General features: G+C 60.6%; 17 protein-coding genes. 9 read left to right on the top strand and 8 right to left on the bottom strand.

The features are described from left to right. The first annotated feature begins 18 nt into the window (after positions 1-18). A complete protein-coding gene (locus PSJ8397_RS01215; RefSeq protein ID WP_085862745.1) occupies positions 19-663 on the top strand; it encodes a DUF1194 domain-containing protein in 645 nt (214 codons plus the stop codon). A 48-nt stretch (positions 664-711) separates the two neighbouring features. Here PSJ8397_RS01215 and PSJ8397_RS01210 read toward each other — a convergent pair whose 3' ends face one another. Beyond that, positions 712-1,173: an Lrp/AsnC family transcriptional regulator gene (locus PSJ8397_RS01210; protein ID WP_085862744.1), complete on the bottom strand. Its 462-nt coding sequence runs from the start codon at positions 1,171-1,173 to the stop codon at positions 712-714. Between the two features lie 133 nt (positions 1,174-1,306). Here PSJ8397_RS01210 and cysG point away from each other — a divergent pair, with 133 nt between their 5' ends. The 6 genes from cysG (at position 1,307) to PSJ8397_RS01180 (ending at position 6,820) form a co-directional block, all read left to right on the top strand. Next, a complete protein-coding gene (gene cysG / locus PSJ8397_RS01205; protein WP_085862743.1) occupies positions 1,307-2,740 on the top strand; it encodes a siroheme synthase CysG in 1,434 nt (477 codons plus the stop codon). Further along, entirely contained in the window at positions 2,740-3,045 is a 306-nt protein-coding gene (locus PSJ8397_RS01200) for a DUF2849 domain-containing protein (protein ID WP_085862742.1), read from the top strand. The genes cysG and PSJ8397_RS01200 overlap by 1 nt, the downstream gene beginning before the upstream one ends. Then, positions 3,038-4,705, top strand: coding sequence for a nitrite/sulfite reductase (locus PSJ8397_RS01195; RefSeq protein ID WP_085862741.1), 1,668 nt, complete (start codon positions 3,038-3,040; stop codon positions 4,703-4,705). Before PSJ8397_RS01200 ends, PSJ8397_RS01195 begins: the two co-directional genes overlap by 8 nt. Beyond that, the gene (locus tag PSJ8397_RS01190) at positions 4,695-5,414 is read left to right on the top strand and encodes a phosphoadenylyl-sulfate reductase (protein WP_085862740.1); all 720 of its coding nucleotides are present in this window, start codon (positions 4,695-4,697) and stop codon (positions 5,412-5,414) included. The genes PSJ8397_RS01195 and PSJ8397_RS01190 overlap by 11 nt, the downstream gene beginning before the upstream one ends. A gap of 68 nt (positions 5,415-5,482) precedes the next feature. Then, complete coding sequence (locus PSJ8397_RS01185; protein ID WP_085862739.1) at positions 5,483-5,899, top strand: DUF934 domain-containing protein; 417 nt, start codon at positions 5,483-5,485, stop codon at positions 5,897-5,899. A 72-nt stretch (positions 5,900-5,971) separates the two neighbouring features. Further along, the gene (locus PSJ8397_RS01180) at positions 5,972-6,820 is read left to right on the top strand and encodes a ferredoxin--NADP reductase (RefSeq protein WP_085863434.1); all 849 of its coding nucleotides are present in this window, start codon (positions 5,972-5,974) and stop codon (positions 6,818-6,820) included. An 80-nt stretch (positions 6,821-6,900) separates the two neighbouring features. On the opposite strand, the gene PSJ8397_RS16970 is transcribed toward PSJ8397_RS01180, so the two are convergent. After that, positions 6,901-7,956 carry a hypothetical protein gene (locus tag PSJ8397_RS16970; protein ID WP_085862738.1) on the bottom strand — a complete coding sequence of 352 codons (1,056 nt, stop codon included), beginning with the start codon at positions 7,954-7,956 and terminating at the stop codon, positions 6,901-6,903. 204 nt (positions 7,957-8,160) lie between these two features. Between PSJ8397_RS16970 and infC the strand changes: the two genes are divergently transcribed. Then, positions 8,161-8,712 carry a translation initiation factor IF-3 gene (gene infC / locus PSJ8397_RS01170; RefSeq protein WP_085862737.1) on the top strand — a complete coding sequence of 184 codons (552 nt, stop codon included), beginning with the start codon at positions 8,161-8,163 and terminating at the stop codon, positions 8,710-8,712. A 101-nt stretch (positions 8,713-8,813) separates the two neighbouring features. Here the strand turns inward: infC and PSJ8397_RS01165 are convergent, their stop codons facing one another. From PSJ8397_RS01165 to PSJ8397_RS01140, 6 genes are all read right to left on the bottom strand, one after another. Next, complete coding sequence (locus tag PSJ8397_RS01165) at positions 8,814-9,602, bottom strand: FAD binding domain-containing protein (RefSeq protein WP_085862736.1); 789 nt, start codon at positions 9,600-9,602, stop codon at positions 8,814-8,816. 110 nt (positions 9,603-9,712) lie between these two features. Further along, positions 9,713-12,079 carry a xanthine dehydrogenase family protein molybdopterin-binding subunit gene (locus PSJ8397_RS01160; RefSeq protein ID WP_085862735.1) on the bottom strand — a complete coding sequence of 789 codons (2,367 nt, stop codon included), beginning with the start codon at positions 12,077-12,079 and terminating at the stop codon, positions 9,713-9,715. Between the two features lie 96 nt (positions 12,080-12,175). Then, on the bottom strand, positions 12,176-12,661 hold the full coding sequence (locus tag PSJ8397_RS01155) for a (2Fe-2S)-binding protein (RefSeq protein ID WP_085862734.1): 486 nt from the start codon (positions 12,659-12,661) through the stop codon (positions 12,176-12,178). Positions 12,662-12,775: 114 nt separating this feature from the next. Next, complete coding sequence (locus tag PSJ8397_RS01150) at positions 12,776-13,774, bottom strand: molybdopterin-binding protein (protein WP_085862733.1); 999 nt, start codon at positions 13,772-13,774, stop codon at positions 12,776-12,778. Continuing rightward, a complete protein-coding gene (locus PSJ8397_RS01145) occupies positions 13,771-14,748 on the bottom strand; it encodes an XdhC family protein (protein ID WP_085862732.1) in 978 nt (325 codons plus the stop codon). The genes PSJ8397_RS01150 and PSJ8397_RS01145 overlap by 4 nt, the downstream gene beginning before the upstream one ends. Further along, positions 14,745-16,220 carry a LysM peptidoglycan-binding domain-containing protein gene (locus PSJ8397_RS01140; RefSeq protein ID WP_085862731.1) on the bottom strand — a complete coding sequence of 492 codons (1,476 nt, stop codon included), beginning with the start codon at positions 16,218-16,220 and terminating at the stop codon, positions 14,745-14,747. Before PSJ8397_RS01140 ends, PSJ8397_RS01145 begins: the two co-directional genes overlap by 4 nt. Before the next feature lie 135 nt (positions 16,221-16,355). On the opposite strand from PSJ8397_RS01140, the gene PSJ8397_RS01135 reads away from it, so the two are divergent. Continuing rightward, positions 16,356-16,913: an LOG family protein gene (locus tag PSJ8397_RS01135; protein ID WP_085862730.1), complete on the top strand. Its 558-nt coding sequence runs from the start codon at positions 16,356-16,358 to the stop codon at positions 16,911-16,913. The last annotated feature ends 81 nt before the right edge of the window (positions 16,914-16,994 follow it).

The raw sequence follows: 16,994 nt of genomic DNA, 5'->3' as shown, positions 1-16,994 counted from the left end.
CAGGTTACATTCAAAGACATGAAACGCTTGATCACGGTCCTCACCCTCTTTGCCTCCCCCGCAATCGCCTGCGACACGGCGTTGTTACTGACCATCGATGTCTCCAACTCCATCGACGTGGCCGAATATCGCCTCCAGACCGACGGTATGGCCGACGCCGTTTTGGATGAAGAGGTGTCCGAAGCACTCATCCAAGGCCAGGTGGCCGTCGCTGTCATGCAATGGTCCGGCGTTGACCGGCAGGAAATTTCAATTCCGTGGCGCCAGATCCGAACACTGGCCGATGTCCAGACATTTTCCGCCGACGCGCGTCTGATGCAGCGCGCCTTCGTGATGTCCGACACCGCCCCCGGTGAGGCCATCATGTTCGCGCTGGACTATATGGAACAGGCCCCCAGCTGCACCCGCCAAGTCATTGATATCTCAGGGGATGGCACGCCCAACGCAGGCTCCGACACCCGCACGGCCAGCCGCGAGGCCGAACGCCGCGGTGTCACCATCAACGGCATCGCGATCGAAAGCATGGGGTTGGCCATCACGAACTTTTTCACCCGCCACGTCATCACCCGCGACGGGTTCGTCATCACAGCCCAGCGGCACCGTGACTACCCCCGCGCCATTCGTGAAAAGATCCTGCGCGAAGTGTCCCGCATCTTCGGGTGACCAGACTTTCCTCGAAAGTCTGCAGCCAAGGTCTCGCGAGACTTTGGATCACAACGGCAACGCCACCGTCGATTTGATCTCTTCCATACTCAAGAGAGCGGTCACATTGTAAACCCGCACCTCTGAGATCAGCGCCTGATAGAATTCATCATAGGCCCGCGCGTTTTTCACCCGCACTTTCAGGATGTAATCGATGTCACCTGCCAACCGGTGCGCCTCTTGCACCTCGTCGTGATCCATCAATGCTTTCAAGAACTTGGCCTGCCATTCGGCCTCATGCTCGGACGTGCGGATCAGCACGAAAAAACAGGCCTCAAACCCTAAGGCTTCAGCGTCCAGCATGACAGTATGCTGGCCGACCACACCGGCCTCACGCAGTTTCCGAATCCGGTTCCACACAGGCGTTTTCGACGACCCGACCTCTTTGGCGATATCGTCCAGTGACCGCGATGCATCCGATTGCAACGCCTTGAGGATTTTCCGGTCCAACTCGTCTATCCGAACATCCATTCGCTTTTTGCCCTTATTGGAAAACAACCTGACTGACCTTAGCGTTAGACAGAACAATCATCCCTTTCAACCCCCTCAGGGGCGCAATTCGCAGAACAATATTCTATATTCTGCAGAAGCGAAGAGGTGATCCATGAAGCACTTTCCAATCTTTCTGGCCGTCGAAGGCCGCCGCATCGTCCTTGCGGGCGGGGGCGATGCCGCCTTGGCCAAACTGCGTCTGATCCTGAAAACGCAAGCCAATATCACAGTCATTGCCGCCGACGCCGCCCCCGAAATTCACGGCTGGGCAGACGCGGGCAAACTCACCTTGATCCCACGCACGATGGAGCCGGGCGACGCCATGTGTGCCGCCCTCTTCTATGCCGCCCATGAGGATGCGGTCGAAGACGCCCGCACCGCGGCCCTCGCCCACCGCGACGGCGCGCTGGTCAACATCGTCGACAATCTGGGCGACAGCCAGTTCATCACCCCCGCCATCGTGGATCGTGACCCCGTCACCATCGCCATCGGCACCGAGGGTGCGGCCCCCGTTCTGGCTCGCGCGATCAAAAAAGACCTCGAAGAAAAACTGCCCGCCTCTTTGGGCACGCTGGCCCGCATCGGCAAAGGCTTTCGCAAAATGGCCGAGGCCCTGCCCTTCGGCGTGGCCCGCCGCAATTTCTGGTCCGACTATTACTTCAACGCAGGTCCGCGCGCGGTTGCGCAAGGCGAAGACGCCGTTGAACCTGCCCTTCATGCCCTGCTTCAAGACCACCTCAACACCGACGCCAAGCCGGGTCATGTGGATCTGGTCGGCGCAGGGCCGGGCGATCCGGATCTGTTGACCCTCAAAGCCCGCAAGGCCCTCGATAAGGCCGATGTGGTCATCTACGACCGTCTGGTCACCCCCGAAATCCTTGAACTGGCCCGCCGTGAGGCCGTGATGATCGACGCGGGCAAAGAAGGCTTCGGACGCGCCATGGCGCAAGACGACATCAACGACCTGATCGTGCAGCACGCCCAGGACGGCCACCACGTAGTGCGTCTCAAGGCAGGCGACCCGACGGTCTTTGGCCGTCTGGACGAAGAAATTGACGCGATCACCGCCGCCGACATCTCCTATGCCATCGTGCCGGGGATCACCGCCGCCTCCGCCGCTGTAGCGGGCATCGGGCAAAGCCTGACGAAACGTGGCCGCAATTCTGCGGTGCGCTTCATCACCGGCCACGACACCAAGGGCTACGCCGATCACGATTGGCGCGCACTGGCCGAGGACGGTCAGGTGGCCGCCATCTACATGGGCAAAAAATCCGCACGTTTCATCCAAGGCCGGTTGTTGATGCACGGGGCCGACCCGATGACATCTGTGACGATCATCGAAAACGTCTCCCGCACGGATCAGCGGGTCATCCCGACCACATTGGGCGCGCTCGAACCCACGATGACCGAGGCCAGATTGACCGGCCCCGCCCTCACGTTCCTCGGCCTCGCCCCCCGTGATGCGCTGGCGGCCAGCCATACGCCTGCCATACGCCAGCCATACGCAAACCATACCGCCAATTTTGCCCCGCAGGAGGCCCTCTGATGCCCCGTCAATTCACCCCCAAAGTCGTGACTGCGAACCGTCTGCTCGAAGGCGACGCGGTCTGGTTCACGGCCCAGGACACATGGTCCACCGACATCGCCGATGCGGAATTGATGACAGATGAGGCCCACGCCGATCTGCGTCTGCTTCAGGCGCAGGGTCAAGCAGACGTCATCGCCGGCGCTTATCTGGCCGATGCCAAAGAGGGCGACAACGGACCCGAGCCCACCCACTTCCGCGAGGCCTTCCGCACCCGCGGCCCGTCCAATTATGCGCACGGCAAGCAGGAGCAAAATCATGTATAATTACAATGACTTCGATGAGGCTTTCGTGCGTGAACGTGTGGCCCAATTCCGCGGTCAGGTGGAACGCCGGATCGATGGCTCCCTGACCGAGGATGAATTCAAACCCCTGCGTTTGATGAACGGTCTGTACCTGCAACTGCACGCCTACATGCTGCGCGTGGCCATTCCATATGGCACATTAAACAGCGCGCAGATGGACCGCTTGGCCCATCTGGCAGAGACCTATGACAAAGGCTACGGCCATTTCACCACGCGCCAGAACATCCAGTACAACTGGCCTGCCCTGAAAGACGTGCCCGACATGCTGTCCGACCTGGCCGACGTCGGCATGCACGCCATCCAAACCTCTGGAAACACAATAAGAAATGTCACTGCCGACCACTTCGCAGGTGCCGCCAAGGATGAGGTCGCAGACCCCCGCCCCATCGCGGAATTGCTGCGTCAGTGGTCCACGGATCACCCTGAATTTCAGTTCCTGCCCCGCAAGTTCAAGATTGCCGTGACCGGTGCGGACAACGACCGCGCCGTGATCCGCGCCCACGACATCGGCCTGCAGCTGTTGGACCAAGACGGCCAGCCTGGCGTGCGCGTCATCGTCGGCGGTGGCCTTGGCCGCACCCCGATGATTGGCAAGGTGCTGCGCGATTTCCTGCCCTTGGAAGACCTGCTGCCCTACACCGAGGCCGTCGTCTCCGTCTGGAACCGCTTGGGCCGCCGCGACAACAAATATAAGGCGCGCATCAAGATCACCGTGCATGAGCATGGCATCGATGAGATTTCCAAACGCGTGGAAGACCGTTTTGCGGCCATCAAGCCGTCATTCTCGGGCGTGGACCAAGACATGTTGCGCGATATCGAAGCCCAGTTCGCAGCCCCTGCGTTCCGCAATGCTGAAACGGACCTCTTTGACAGAGCTTACGCCGCAGACCCCTTATTCCGTTCCTGGGCGGACACGAACCTGACGGACCACAAGGCCGACGGCTACGCCATCGTCAGCATCTCGCTGAAAAAACATGGGGCCACCCCTGGCGATGCCACAGCAGATCAGATGCGCGTGATGGCAGACCTTGCGCGTCAGTTTGGCCATGATGAATTGCGCATCAGCCATGAACAGAACGTCATCCTGCCCCATGTCCACAAATCGGACCTGCCTGCGATTTACAAGATCCTGCGGGCAAATGATCTGGCCACCGCCAATATTGGCCTGGCCTCTGACATCATTGCCTGTCCGGGCATGGATTACTGTGCTCTCGCCACAGCGCGATCAATCCCCATCGCGCAGCAGATCGCAGAACGGGTCGATGCGTTGAAAATCGAACATGACGTGGGCGAGATGAAGATCAAGATCTCAGGCTGCATCAACGCCTGTGGGCACCACCACGTGGGCCATATCGGGATCCTCGGCCTTGATCGCGCGGGCGTCGAAAACTACCAGATCACGCTGGGCGGGGACGCCACGCAAGACGCCGCCATCGGAGAGCGCGCGGGCCCCGGCTTTGCCTACGACGAAATCGTGCCCGCGATTGAGCGCCTGATGCTTGGTTATCTTGATCTGCGGGTGGACGAAGGCGAGACCTTTATTCAGACCTATCGTCGTCTGGGTGCGGCCCCTTTCAAGGCAATCCTTTACCCACAGGAGGCCAAATCCCATGCCGCTTGACGGACGTACACAAACCCTAAACCGCCTGTTCGCCGACAAACCGGCACAGGATGTCGTGGTCCATGCGTTGACAATGCTGGGGGAAACCGCACTCGTCAGCTCCTTCGGGGCGGAGTCGGTGGTTCTGTTGCACATGGCCGCACAGGTGAACCCGGCGGCGCGCGTGGTCTTTATCGACACCGAGATGCTGTTTGAGGAAACGTTGCAGTATCAACAGGATGTGGCAGATGCCTTGGGCCTGACGAATGTCGAAGTGATCCGTGCCCCACGGTCCGCGGTGTTTGAGCACGACAACGAAAACCTGTTGCACTTGCACGATCCCGATGCCTGTTGCCACCTGCGCAAGACCGAGCCTTTGCAAAAGACCCTGCGTGGAGTGGATGCCTGGATCACGGGGCGCAAACGGCATCAAGGCGGGGCCCGTGCGGCGTTGGATTTGTTTGACGTCGACCGCCCCTTGGGCGAATTGCCCCGCATCAAGGTTAATCCGCTGGCCCATTGGGACACCGAAGATCTGCGCGACTACATTGAGACACACAATTTGCCGCGTCATCCGCTGGTCGCCAAGGGCTATCCCAGCATCGGCTGTGCGCCCTGCACGTCGCCAGTTGGCCACGGGGAAGCGGCGCGCGCGGGTCGGTGGCGTGATCAGAGCAAGACGGAATGTGGGATCCATTTCGGCAAGGACGGCGCGGAACGCACCGTTTGAAGTGAGTTTTTCTGGTCAGATGAAGGGGGGCCGCGCGTCTCTCTCGGCCGTATGAGAAAGGACAGATGATGTCTGTGATTGTGAATGATAGCGGGTTTTCTGCGGATGACTGGGGCGCCCAGATCGTGCCATTGGAGGAGCTTGCCGCCAATGATGGGGTGGCCATCGGGGTGGATCTGGCCTCGGATGCGGAGCCTGCCGCGTTGCGAGGCCGGTTGGACGCGATTGATCTGATCCGTGTGGATTTCCCCAGTTTTTCGGACGGGCGCGGGTTTACCATTGCGGCCCAGCTGCGCCGGATGGGGTTTCAGGGGCGGTTGCGGGCCCGGGGTCATGTGATCGCGGATCAGTATGCCATGGCCCGCCGGTCAGGTTTTGACGAGGTTGAGATCAACGCTGATCTGGCTGCACGGCAGCCACAAGATCAGTGGCTGCGGCGCGCCGATTGGCAGGCCCATAGCTATCAGGCCCGCCTGCGCGGCTGACGCGCCCCCTTTCCCTGACCAAGATCACAGCGTAACTAAAGGAACGCAGGCTGTACCCTGCGCCAGATGCACATGACAGAAATGACACCCGTGACCCAAGAGAAAACCAAAGCTGTCCCCGCCCTGCCTGACGCGCAGACGGTGACCGACGTCAAACACTACACCGACCGTTTGTTCAGCTTCCGCTGCACGCGGCCCGCATCGTTGCGATTCCGGTCGGGCGAGTTTGTGATGATCGGCCTGATGGGCGACCCGCACCCTGAGACCGGCAAGCAAAAGCCGCTTTTGCGCGCCTATTCCATCGCCTCCCCCAGCTGGGATGAAGAGATGGAGTTCTATTCCATCAAGGTGCCAGACGGGCCGCTGACCAGTAAATTGCAGCACATCAAGGTGGGGGACGAGGTGATCTTGCGCCCCAAACCTGTGGGCACGCTGGTGCATGATGCGCTGTTGCCAGGTCAGCGGTTGTGGTTCTTTGCCACCGGCACCGGATTTGCCCCCTTTGCCTCGTTATTGCGCGAACCGCAGACCTATGAGGATTATGATGAGGTTATCATCACCCACACCTGCCGAGAGGTGGGGGAGCTGACCTATGGCCGCGATCTGATCGAGAGCCTGAAACAGGATGAGCTTCTGAATGACGTCATCGGGGACGGTTTCTGGAAAAAGATCAAATACTACCCCACCACAACCCGCGAAGAGAGCCCAAAAATGGGCCGGATCACCGATCTGATGAAATCGGGCGAGGCCTTTGCCGATCTCGGTGTAGAGCCTTTGAATGCAGAGACAGACCGCGCGATGATCTGCGGCAACCTGGCCTTTAATCTTGAACTCAAAGAGATGTTCGAGGGGTACGGGCTGGAGGAAGGCGCCAATTCCAAACCCGCCCATTACGTGGTTGAGAAAGCGTTCCTCGATTAAGGAACGCACACTTGAATGCAAAAAGGGCCGCTCAATCGAGCGGCCCTTTCATTTTCGGCCAGTGCGTTACTGACCCAGTCTTACTGACCCAGGCGTTCGCCCAGACGCTGCAATGTCCCTTCCAGAAGATCGGGATTGCGCTGCGCGCCGATCAGGGCTGCGCGGGACACGGCTTTGGTCTGATCGTCCAGCGAGGAGTTTTCGATCAACTGTGCCACAGCGTCAAAATCGAAGCCGTCGGTTGTCAAAAGAGTGCTGAGATCCATGCCATCGGCAGCCTCGGCCACATCGCTGATTGCCTCCTGTGCGGCCTCACCAGCTTCCACGGCTTCTGTTGCCAGTTCCGTGGCGACATCAGCGGCCTCAGACACTGTTTCGGCCCCCTCGGCGACAGCGTCGGCTGCTTCTGCAGCGGCGGCATCCTCAAGGGCGGCTGCGGTGTCTTCAGTGGCGGCTGTGGCGTCTTCGACGGCGGCAGCGGCGGCAGCTTCGGCGGCGGCAGCTTCGGCGGCGGCGGCAGCCTCTTCTTCGGCAGCAGCGGCCTCGGCGGCGGCGGCTTCTTCAGCAGCGGCGGCAGCGGCAGCTGCCTCTTCTTCAGCGGCAGCCGCGGCGGCAGCAGCCTCTTCCTCAGCAGCGGCGGCAGCAGCAGCGGCCTCTTCCTCAGCGGCAGCGGCGGCTTCTGCGGCTTCGTCGGTTGCGCCTTCGACAGCACCCTCAACCGCGTCAGAGACGTCTTCAACAGCCCCCTCGACCGCATCGGCGGCCCCCTCAAGCGCCTCACCTGCGGCATCCACAGCGCCTTCGGCTGCGTCTGCAACAGCATCCGCTGCGCCTTCTGCGGCCTCAACAGCACCTTCCACAGCGCCTTCAACGGCATCCGCCGCGTCAGAGGCCATCTCACCGGCGGCGTCCACTGCGTCACCTGCTGTTTCAGTCACAGCATCCGCGGCATCAGACGCCATGTCTGCGGCGCCCTCAGCGGCGTCCGATGCGGCCTCAACAGCGCCCTCTGCGGCGTCGGATGCAGCCTCAGTTGCGCCTGCAAAAACTTCAGCCGGTGCTTTACCGTTTACGCCCCACTGGTAGCCAAAAAAGCCCAGCACTGCGATGACGAGAATTGAGATCGTCCCTCTCATGATCATTGTCCTTCAAACAAACATGGCCCCCAAACTGGACCTTGGACGGCTATATGACATGCGGTCCTGGCAATGAAAAGCGGGAAGCGGGGGGCACCATTCCCCTGAAATTGCCGTCGTGCGAACTGCATTTGCGCCTTGAAGTAGCCTTGCGTCAGGTTTACCTTACAGCATTCATAGACAAACAATCAAAGGACAAGACCCATAGCCCGCAGACCCCACAACGCGCCGCCCCAACGTGAAACCGGCCCGCGCGTCAACGACCGTATCCGCGCCCCTGAAATCCGCCTGATTGGCGCTGAGGGTGAAAACGTCGGCGTCGTCAAACCAGAACGCGCTTTGATGATGGCGGAAGACGCCGGTCTCGATCTGGTCGAAATTTCACCCAATGCCACCCCTCCCGTGTGCAAAATCATGGATTTTGGCAAGTTCAAATACGAACAGCAAAAACGCGAGAGCGAGGCCCGCAAGAAGCAAAAAGTCATTGAGGTTAAAGAGGTTAAATTCCGGCCTAACACCGACACCAACGACTACGACGTGAAAATGCGCAACGTCTTCAAGTTTTTGGAGAACGGCGACAAGGTAAAGGTGACCTTGCGGTTCCGCGGCCGTGAAATGGCCCACCAGAACCTGGGCCGTGAACTGCTTGAACGTGTGGCCGAAGACACCAAAGAACACGGCAAGGTCGAGAACTTCCCTAAGATGGAAGGCCGTCAAATGGTCATGATGATCGGGCCTTTGCCACAAAAGGGCTGAAACGGTCACGGCGCTGAACGCCTCGTGCATTCCGCGATTGCATCAAAACCGCCGTCTCGATGATTGAGGCGGCGGTTCTTTTTTGTCCAATTGACGATAGATCAGGCCGCTTTGGCCACGGCACGTCCTGTCATGACCTTGACCAAATGGGCGCGGTAGTCGCCCGACCCGTGCAAATCGGAAATCATACCATCACCGCTGACAGCCAGATCGGCCAGGGCATCCGCGCTAAAGGATGCCGACAGTGCCGCCTCCGCCTCAGTCCAGCGATAGACACCGTCTTCCGATGCGCCCGTCACAGCCACACGCACACCGTCTGCGAATTTGGCCACCATCACACCCACCAAGGCAAAGCGCGACGCAGGCTGAACGAACTTTTCGTAATGCGAGACCTCAGGGACCGGAAAACGGACCTCTGTGATGATCTCGCCGTCCTCAAGCGCCGTCGAGAACATGCCTTGAAAATAGTCATCCGCTGCAATCTCACGGGTGTTGGTCACGATGGTGGCACCAGACGCCAAGGCCGCCGCTGGATAACAGGCCGATGGGTCGTTGTTGGCCAGGGATCCGCCAACCGTGCCACGATTGCGCACAGCCGGATCGCCAATATGGGCCGCCAGCCCCGCCAACCCAGGATAGGCGGTGGCCTCAGCCGCGACGACCGCATGGGGTGTCGCCCCGCCAACGCAAACCTCGCCGGCGTCCGACATGCACACGCCCTTCATCTCAGGGATGGCCCCAAGGCTCACCAGCGCAGACGGCATCGCCAACCGTTGTTTCAACGTCGGGATCAACGTCTGCCCGCCACCCAAAGCCTGCGCGTCTTCATCACCCAAGGCCTTGGCCGCATCGGCAATCGTGGTGGGCCGTGTCATTTCAAATTCATACATTTCGTCTCTCTTTCCAGACACTCGGGACCTATGGGTCGTCCTGCCTGTCTTTGTTTCTCAAATATCCTCGGGGGAGGCCGAAGGCCGGGGGCAGACAGCCCCCTTGCCCCCTACCCCTGCATCGCAGTCCAGACCCGTGACGGGGTCAGCGGCATATCCACATGTGCCACGTCATGCCCGCCCGATTGCAAGGCATCTACCACGGCATTGATGATCGTCGGCGGCGATCCGATGGCCCCCGCCTCACCACAGCCCTTCACACCCAGTGGGTTGTGCGTGCACGGCGTACCATCCGAATGATCCACCTGATAGAACGGCAGATCATCTGCGCGCGGCATGCAGTAATCCATGTAAGACGCGCTGAGGAGTTGACCGTTCTCATCATAGGTCGTGTTTTCAACCAAAGCCTGCCCGATGCCTTGGGCAAGGCCGCCATGGACCTGCCCCGTCACGATCATCGGATTGATAATGTTGCCAAAATCATCGGCCGCGGCAAAACGGTCCACGGTGACTTTGCCGGTCTGAGGATCGACCTCAACCTCACAGGCATAGGCGCCGGACGGATAGGTGAAGTTTGCGGGGTCATAGAACGCCGTTTCCTCCAGCCCCGGCTCGATATCTTCGATGGGAAACTGATGAGGGATGTAGGCCTTCAGCGCCACCTCTCCGAAGCTGACAGATTTGTCGGTGCCTGCGACGCTGAATTGGCCGTCTTTCAGCTCAATATCCCCGTCAGAGGCTTCGAGCATATGTGCCGCGATCTTCTTGGCCTTGGCGATGATCTTTTCTGTGGCGCGGACCACAGCGGACCCACAGACGGCCAAACTGCGCGACCCGTAGGTGCCCATGCCGAACGGAATTTTCGCTGTGTCGCCATGCACGATATCGATGCTTTCCGCCTCGATGCCCAGCATATCGGCCACCACCTGCGGAAAGGCGGTTTCATGGCCTTGCCCGTGGCTGTGTGCGCCGACCATGACGGACAGGTTGCCGGTGGCGTTCACCCGCACGGTCGCTGCATCGTAAAGACCCACGCGGGACCCAAGCACACCCACCAGATTGGACGGCGCGATGCCACATGCCTCGATATAGGCGTTCACGCCAAGCCCCCGCAGCTTGCCGTTTTTCTCACTCTCGGCGCGCCGCGCGGCAAAGCCGTCGCGGTCAATCATCGCCTCAAGTTTGTCCATCTGCGCGTCGTAATTGCCGCTGTCGTACTCCAGACCGGCGGCGCTGGCGAAGGGGTATTGATCCGGCTTGATGAAGTTTTTGCGGCGGAGCTCAATCGGGTCCATCCCCAACTCACGTGCCGCCATATCGATGACCCGTTCGATGGAATAGGTGGCCTCGGGCCGCCCTGCCCCGCGGTAGGCATCCACGGGGGCCGTGTTCGTGAACACCGCCTTCACGTTCACATAGACATTGGGTACCGTGTAATTTCCGGCCATCAAGGTGCCATGCAGGAAGGTCGGTGTTGCGGTCGAAAAGTTCGACAGATAGGCGCCCACATTGGCCATCGTTTCCGTGCGGAAGGCGATGAACGTGCCGTCTTTTTCGCAGGCCAGTTCGATTTTCGTGACGTGATCGCGCCCGTGCGCGTCTGTCAAAAACGCCTCTGTCCGGGAGGCCGTCCACTTGACTGGACGTTTCAGCTTTTTCGCCGCCGCCAGCACCAAGGCTTCTTCGCCGTAATGGTAAATCTTTGACCCAAAACCGCCGCCCACATCAGGGGCCACAACCCGCAGCTTGTTTTCGGGAATGCCCAGCACAAAGGCCGATATCAGCAGCCGCGTCAGATGCGGGTTCTGCGACGTGGTATAAAGCGTGTATTCATCGGTGCCGGGATTGTAATCGGCAGTGGAGGCCCGTGGCTCCATCGCGTTGGGCACCAGACGGTTGTTCACCAGTTCCAATGTGGTGACATGAGGCGCGTTTTTGATCGCCTCGTCTGTTGCCGCACGGTTGTCTTCGATCCAACCCCAATCGAAACAGACGTTGGTTTCAATCTCGTCGTGGACCAGTTCACCGCCCCCAATGGCTGACGCCATGTCGATGACGGCGGGCAATTCCTCGATCTCAACCTCAAGGGCCTCAACGGCGTCGCGGGCCTGCTGTTTGGTTTCCGCAATGACAGCGGCATAGGCGTCACCCACGTGGCGGACCTTGCCGTGTGCCAGCACGGGCCGCTTGGGTTCCTTCATGGGCTCCCCGTCGCGTGAATTGATCAGCCAACCTGCGGGGTTGCCGCCCACTTCGGTAAAGTCCTCACCGGTGAAAACCGCCAGAACGCCCGGCATGTCCATCGCGGCAGTGGTGTCGATGCTTTTGATCACACCATTCGCCACGTCCGAGCGGGCAAATACGGCGTGGGCCTGACCTGTCAGATTAATATCGTCGGTGTACTGTCCTTCGCCGGTCAAAAACCGGATGTCCTCGCGCCGCGTGGTCGCGGCTCCAATTCCATTGTCCTTTGGCATTCAAAATCCTCCCAAAAAATGGCTCAACGCGCCCTATCGGTCGTCTCTTCGCCTCCTCCTGCGAAGAGAGCCGTAAGGCCGCGATAAGCTGTGTACTTACTCAGCCGCGATGGCGCTTACGTCCTGACCAGATGCGGCCATGATCGCCTTGACGATGTTGTGGTAGCCCGTGCAGCGGCAGATGTTGCCTTCAAGATAGGTCCGCACCTCTGCCTCGCTGGGTTTGGGGTTCTCTTTCAGCAGCGCCGCCGCGGACATGACCATGCCCGGCGTACAAAATCCGCACTGCAACCCATGGTGGTCCTGAAACGCCTGCTGGATCACGTTCAACGACCCGTCCGCATTGGCCTGACCTTCGATCGTGCCCACATCGGCACCGTCTGCTTCCATAGCGAACATGGTGCAGGACTTCACGGCCTCCCCGTTCACATGAACGACGCAGGCTCCGCACTGACTGGTGTCACAGCCAATATGCGTGCCGGTCAAATTCAATCCTTCGCGCAAAAATTCAGCCAGCAAGGTGCGGCCTTCGACCTCACCGCTGACAGTTTTTCCATTCACAGTCATTGAGACCTGTGCCATGGCGTCCTCCCGTTGTTTTGTATTTCCCTAGAGTTAAGCACGCATCGGTTGATCTGAGAACCTCTTTTTCCGCTGCAGTGCCGCATGGGGCGGGGTTCGGCGATCAACAGAGTGTTACCTGCGTGGCTTGCCCCGTTCCGGAATATCCTTGAGCAGTCCGCCCACCCCCATGCCCATGATGTCCGCCGCCGTGACATCCACGCCGCAGATCACACGTTCCATGACCCAATCGGCCCCATTCAACGCGGGCGATCGCGCACATCCCGGAAGGCCAATCACGGGCCGTGACCCGATCTTACCCAAAAACAACAGATTGCCGGGATCGACGGGCATGCCGTAGTGGATGACGTCCCCGCCCGCGAGACGCAAAGCCGCAGGTGCGGTATCGTACAGATCGGACGTGGCGGTGTCTGTCAGGATCAAAATCAGATCGGACCGCGCGGTTTCGATGGCCTCACAGATGGATCTTTCCTCATGGGGGACGACAAGACGGTCCGTCAGCGACACCCCGAACCTGTCCAACCGTGTTTGCATCGCACGACGCCCCTTGTCCGGCGGGGCCTGCGGACGGACGCGGGTTTCAATCAACGTGGCTGTATCCAACACCGGCGGTCGAAGGCCAATCGCACCGCATGCAACCGCACCTGCGTCATGCAGCGCCCGCTGAGGCACCGCAAACGGGATGATCTTAATCGTCGCCATGAGGCCACCCGCGCCCATCCGCATCCATGGCTGCACGGTGGCCACGGTGATGCCCGGATCGACGGCATTCATGCGGTGGATTGCGTCCACCTCCAACGCTGCAACCCCAGCACAATCGGCCTGAATGTTCACCCGCCCGCCAAGGGCCGTGCTCATGTGCACGCAGGGCTGCCCCTCGATCAGCTTGCGCGCCACATAGGTCGCGGCCTCATTCTCGACGATGTCGCCTGCGTCAAGCTGTGCCACTTGCACGGTTTCGACCCCCGCCGCCAGCAAAGCGGTGACGTGGTCCGACGTCAGCTTTGTCCCCTTGGCAATCACGTTTGAACGCGAGCTTTTCCCCGCACAAACCGTTGCATGAGCCAAAATAGCCCCCTCCGCCGCCAAGACCGGAACACGGTGAAAGTTCACGCATCAGCCCCCTGACGCAGACGTGCGGTCACCTCGGCCATGATGCTCACCGCGATCTCAGCCGGGGACCGCCCGCCGATATCAAGGCCCACAGGGGCCGCGATGCGGGCGATATCCTCGGCGGCAAAGCCTGCCTCCTGCAGTCGCGCCACGCGTTTGGCATGGGTCCGGGTTGAGCCGAGACAGCCAAGATAGAACACCGGCGCGCCCAAGGCCGAACGGATCGCCGGATCGTCCAGTTTGGGATCATGGGTCAAGGTCACGACCGCCGTGCGCGCATCAAGACCCAAACCGGCCAAAGCCTCATCCGGCCAATCGTCACACATCGTGGTGTCCGGGAACCTGTCAGGTGAGGCAAAGGCGGGCCGTGGATCGACCAGCGTGACCGCATACCCACAAGCGCGCGCCATCGGAATTAGATGTTGCGCGATGTGAACGCCCCCCACCACGACCATCCGCAACGGCGGGTTGTGAATGGCCACAAAGGTGCGCCCATCCGCCTCAATCCCCGACCGATCCAAACGAAACCGATCAGGGTAGGCCGCCAGATCCGACAAATGCCGCGCATCCCCCTCAAGGTCGGCCACATAGGCCACCGGCGTCATCGTGGCCCTTCTGGCCACCAAGGTTTCCAACAGATCGACAGGCATCGCCTGCCCCACGGGTTCCACCAGAACGCGGATGCGCCCGCCGCAGGCCAGACCGACGGCAAAGGCCTCATCGTCAGTCACGCCAAACTCCAACAGACGCGGCCCACCGTCCTCCATCGCCTCGAGTGCCTCGACGATCACAGCGCCTTCCACGCACCCGCCCGAAACAGACCCTTCCATCCGCGCGTTGCCATCCATCACCAACTGGCTGCCCACAGGCCGCGGGGCCGACCCCCAGGTTTCAACCACGGTTGCAACGGCCACAGGCGCGCCCGCGCGATGCCATGCCAAAGCTGTCTCTGGAATCGCGTCTGTTTCGGTCAATGATCGCCCTCAGGCAGCACAAACACCTGTCCGGGGTAAATCAGGTTAGGATCGCGGATACGGTCGCGGTTGGCCTCAAACACAGTGACATAAAGGACTCCCGCCCCATAACGTTCTTCGGCAATGGCCCACAGGGTCGCCCCCGGCTGAACCGTGCGCGTGGCAACCGTGAACGACGGATCATCCACCTCCTCGGCCAGAACATCCGCAACCGTCTCTGGGTCTTCGCGCAGAAAGGGGGTTTCGATGCGGCTGACCACATCGCCGCGCGCGTCCACCTCATCAATCCGCAACGTATAGACACCTGTGTCCACATCCGGCAGGTCACCACGCCATGTGCCATCTGGGTCAACGGGCAACCGGCTGACGGGGGCGTTGTCCACGTAAACCTGCACGAACCCATCACCCAAGGCACGCCCCCCCAGCACCACATCCCCATCCGGATCATAGGTAATCGTATCCAGTGCCACACTCGACATCACGGCTGGTGACACATCGGAAAGATCGGGCTGCACCACCTCAACCCCCTCGTTTGTGATGGCAAGGATGGCAGGCGCTGTGGGTTGGGCAGCCTCAACCGGTTCCACCGGGGCCACAGTTGGGGCTTGCGCCACTGTGGTTTCAACCGGCGGCGCCTCAGGTGGGGTGTCTTCGGTTACGTCCGCAGGCTGAGGTTCCGGTGCTGCCTCTTGCGGTGTCTCTGTATCAACCCCAGTCTCCGCAACCTCCGTGGCGGTCTGCGAATTGACCGGCACCTCAGCCGAGGCTGGGTCTTGGGTGGGGGCCACGGCCTCCTCCTCAGACGCGGTGGTTTGTGTCACGACAGGCTCCGCCGCCGCCACCACAACGGGCGCGGGGTTGGCCTGCAAAACGAATGTCCTGTCCGCGTCAATCGCCGCCCCATCAGGATCCGCAACAACAGACACCACCCGCGGCACATCCGAAAACCCCAAGAGGTCCACGTGGAAAAAGCCCCCCTGCCCATCCGCCGTCAGACGCGCCACCTCTTGGCCGTCAACACGGATAGAAACATCTGCCCCTGGCTGAGTGGTCCCTGCAAGAACCAACCCGCCATCAGCCTCAAACCGCATATCCGTCAGCACAGGGGGCTCAAGGGGGGCGGGCGCGGGCTCCGTGATCTCATCGGGAACGTCCGCTTGGCTGACGGGCTCGTCCACCTCTTGCGGCATAGCTGCGGCTGTATCCGCCACATCGTCTTCCACTGCAACAGGCACTTCGGCAGGTTCCACCACGGCGATGTTCGCAGCCTCGGCAGGCTCCTCACCGGCGATGTCCGCAACCTCGACAGAACCCCCTTCCGTCGCGGAAGGTGCCGCACCCGTCGATACCGCTGCGGTGACGGCATCCTCGGTGGGCGCATCGGCCGGTGGCACGGGCCGAAAAACGACCGCCGCTGTCACAGCCGCAGCCACGACCCCTCCGCCCAATAAGGCAAGTGTTGATGTCTGCACGCCTGTCCTCCCCGACATGTGCCGCCCCTGCGGACAGCCCTAGCTGTCACGCAGCCTTGGCAGACCTTAACAACGGCGGTATCAGGGGTCAAAACAACCTTTACATCTCCCTCGAACCTGTGATCGGAAGTCATCATGTCCCAGCGGCCCTTTTCTGTCTGCGTCTATTGCGGATCCCGCGACGGGTCTGACCCCGCCTATGCTGGGGCTGCCGAAGACACAGGCAAGATGCTGGCTCGTCAAGACTGGCGGCTGGTTTACGGTGCGGGCGACGTCGGATTGATGGGCCGCGTGGCCCGCGCCACGCAAACGGCAGGCGGCACGACGTTTGGCGTCATCCCGCAACATTTGATGGATTGGGAGGTCGGCAAAACAGACCTGTCGACATTTATCGTCACCGAAACCATGCACGAACGCAAAAAGGTGATGTTGATGAACGCGGATGCGATTGTCCTGTTGCCCGGAGGCGCAGGCTCACTCGATGAGATGTTCGAGGCCCTGACATGGCGCCAACTTGACCTGCACGCAAAACCCATTGTGGTGCTGAACATCAACGACTATTGGGCCCCACTGTTGGATCTCATGCATCACGTGGTCAACCAAGGCTTCGCCGATGCTTCGCTGTTGGACTTCATCACGATGGTGGATACGGTCACGGCACTTGAAGACACCTTGTCACAGCATGCCAATTGACCGCCCGTTGGACCACGAGGATTCAAAATCCATGGCGCTGCGCCCTGCCTTCTTTGGGTGAAAAATACCTCCGCCGGAGGC

Origin of the sequence: Pseudooctadecabacter jejudonensis, assembly GCF_900172275.1 — a bacterium.
Classification (GTDB): domain Bacteria; phylum Pseudomonadota; class Alphaproteobacteria; order Rhodobacterales; family Rhodobacteraceae; genus Octadecabacter; species Octadecabacter jejudonensis.
The sequence above is the reverse complement of the archived record's forward strand: the minus strand, read 5'-3'. Positions and strand labels throughout refer to the sequence as shown.

Bases quoted from the DNA above. Each gene is read 5' to 3' on its own strand.
- PSJ8397_RS01190 (WP_085862740.1), top strand. From the start codon at position 4,695: ATGCCGCTTGACGGACGTACACAAACCCTAAACCGCCTGTTCGCCGAC.
- PSJ8397_RS01155 (WP_085862734.1), bottom strand. From the start codon at position 12,661: ATGGCACAGGTCTCAATGACTGTGAATGGAAAAACTGTCAGCGGTGAG.
- PSJ8397_RS01165 (WP_085862736.1), bottom strand. From the start codon at position 9,602: ATGTATGAATTTGAAATGACACGGCCCACCACGATTGCCGATGCGGCC.
- PSJ8397_RS01160 (WP_085862735.1), bottom strand. From the start codon at position 12,079: ATGCCAAAGGACAATGGAATTGGAGCCGCGACCACGCGGCGCGAGGAC.
- PSJ8397_RS01210 (WP_085862744.1), bottom strand. From the start codon at position 1,173: ATGGATGTTCGGATAGACGAGTTGGACCGGAAAATCCTCAAGGCGTTG.
- PSJ8397_RS01185 (WP_085862739.1), top strand. From the start codon at position 5,483: ATGTCTGTGATTGTGAATGATAGCGGGTTTTCTGCGGATGACTGGGGC.
- PSJ8397_RS01135 (WP_085862730.1), top strand. From the start codon at position 16,356: ATGTCCCAGCGGCCCTTTTCTGTCTGCGTCTATTGCGGATCCCGCGAC.
- PSJ8397_RS01195 (WP_085862741.1), top strand. From the start codon at position 3,038: ATGTATAATTACAATGACTTCGATGAGGCTTTCGTGCGTGAACGTGTG.
- PSJ8397_RS16970 (WP_085862738.1), bottom strand. From the start codon at position 7,956: ATGAGAGGGACGATCTCAATTCTCGTCATCGCAGTGCTGGGCTTTTTT.
- cysG (WP_085862743.1), top strand. From the start codon at position 1,307: ATGAAGCACTTTCCAATCTTTCTGGCCGTCGAAGGCCGCCGCATCGTC.
- PSJ8397_RS01215 (WP_085862745.1), top strand. From the start codon at position 19: ATGAAACGCTTGATCACGGTCCTCACCCTCTTTGCCTCCCCCGCAATC.
- PSJ8397_RS01200 (WP_085862742.1), top strand. From the start codon at position 2,740: ATGCCCCGTCAATTCACCCCCAAAGTCGTGACTGCGAACCGTCTGCTC.
- PSJ8397_RS01180 (WP_085863434.1), top strand. From the start codon at position 5,972: ATGACAGAAATGACACCCGTGACCCAAGAGAAAACCAAAGCTGTCCCC.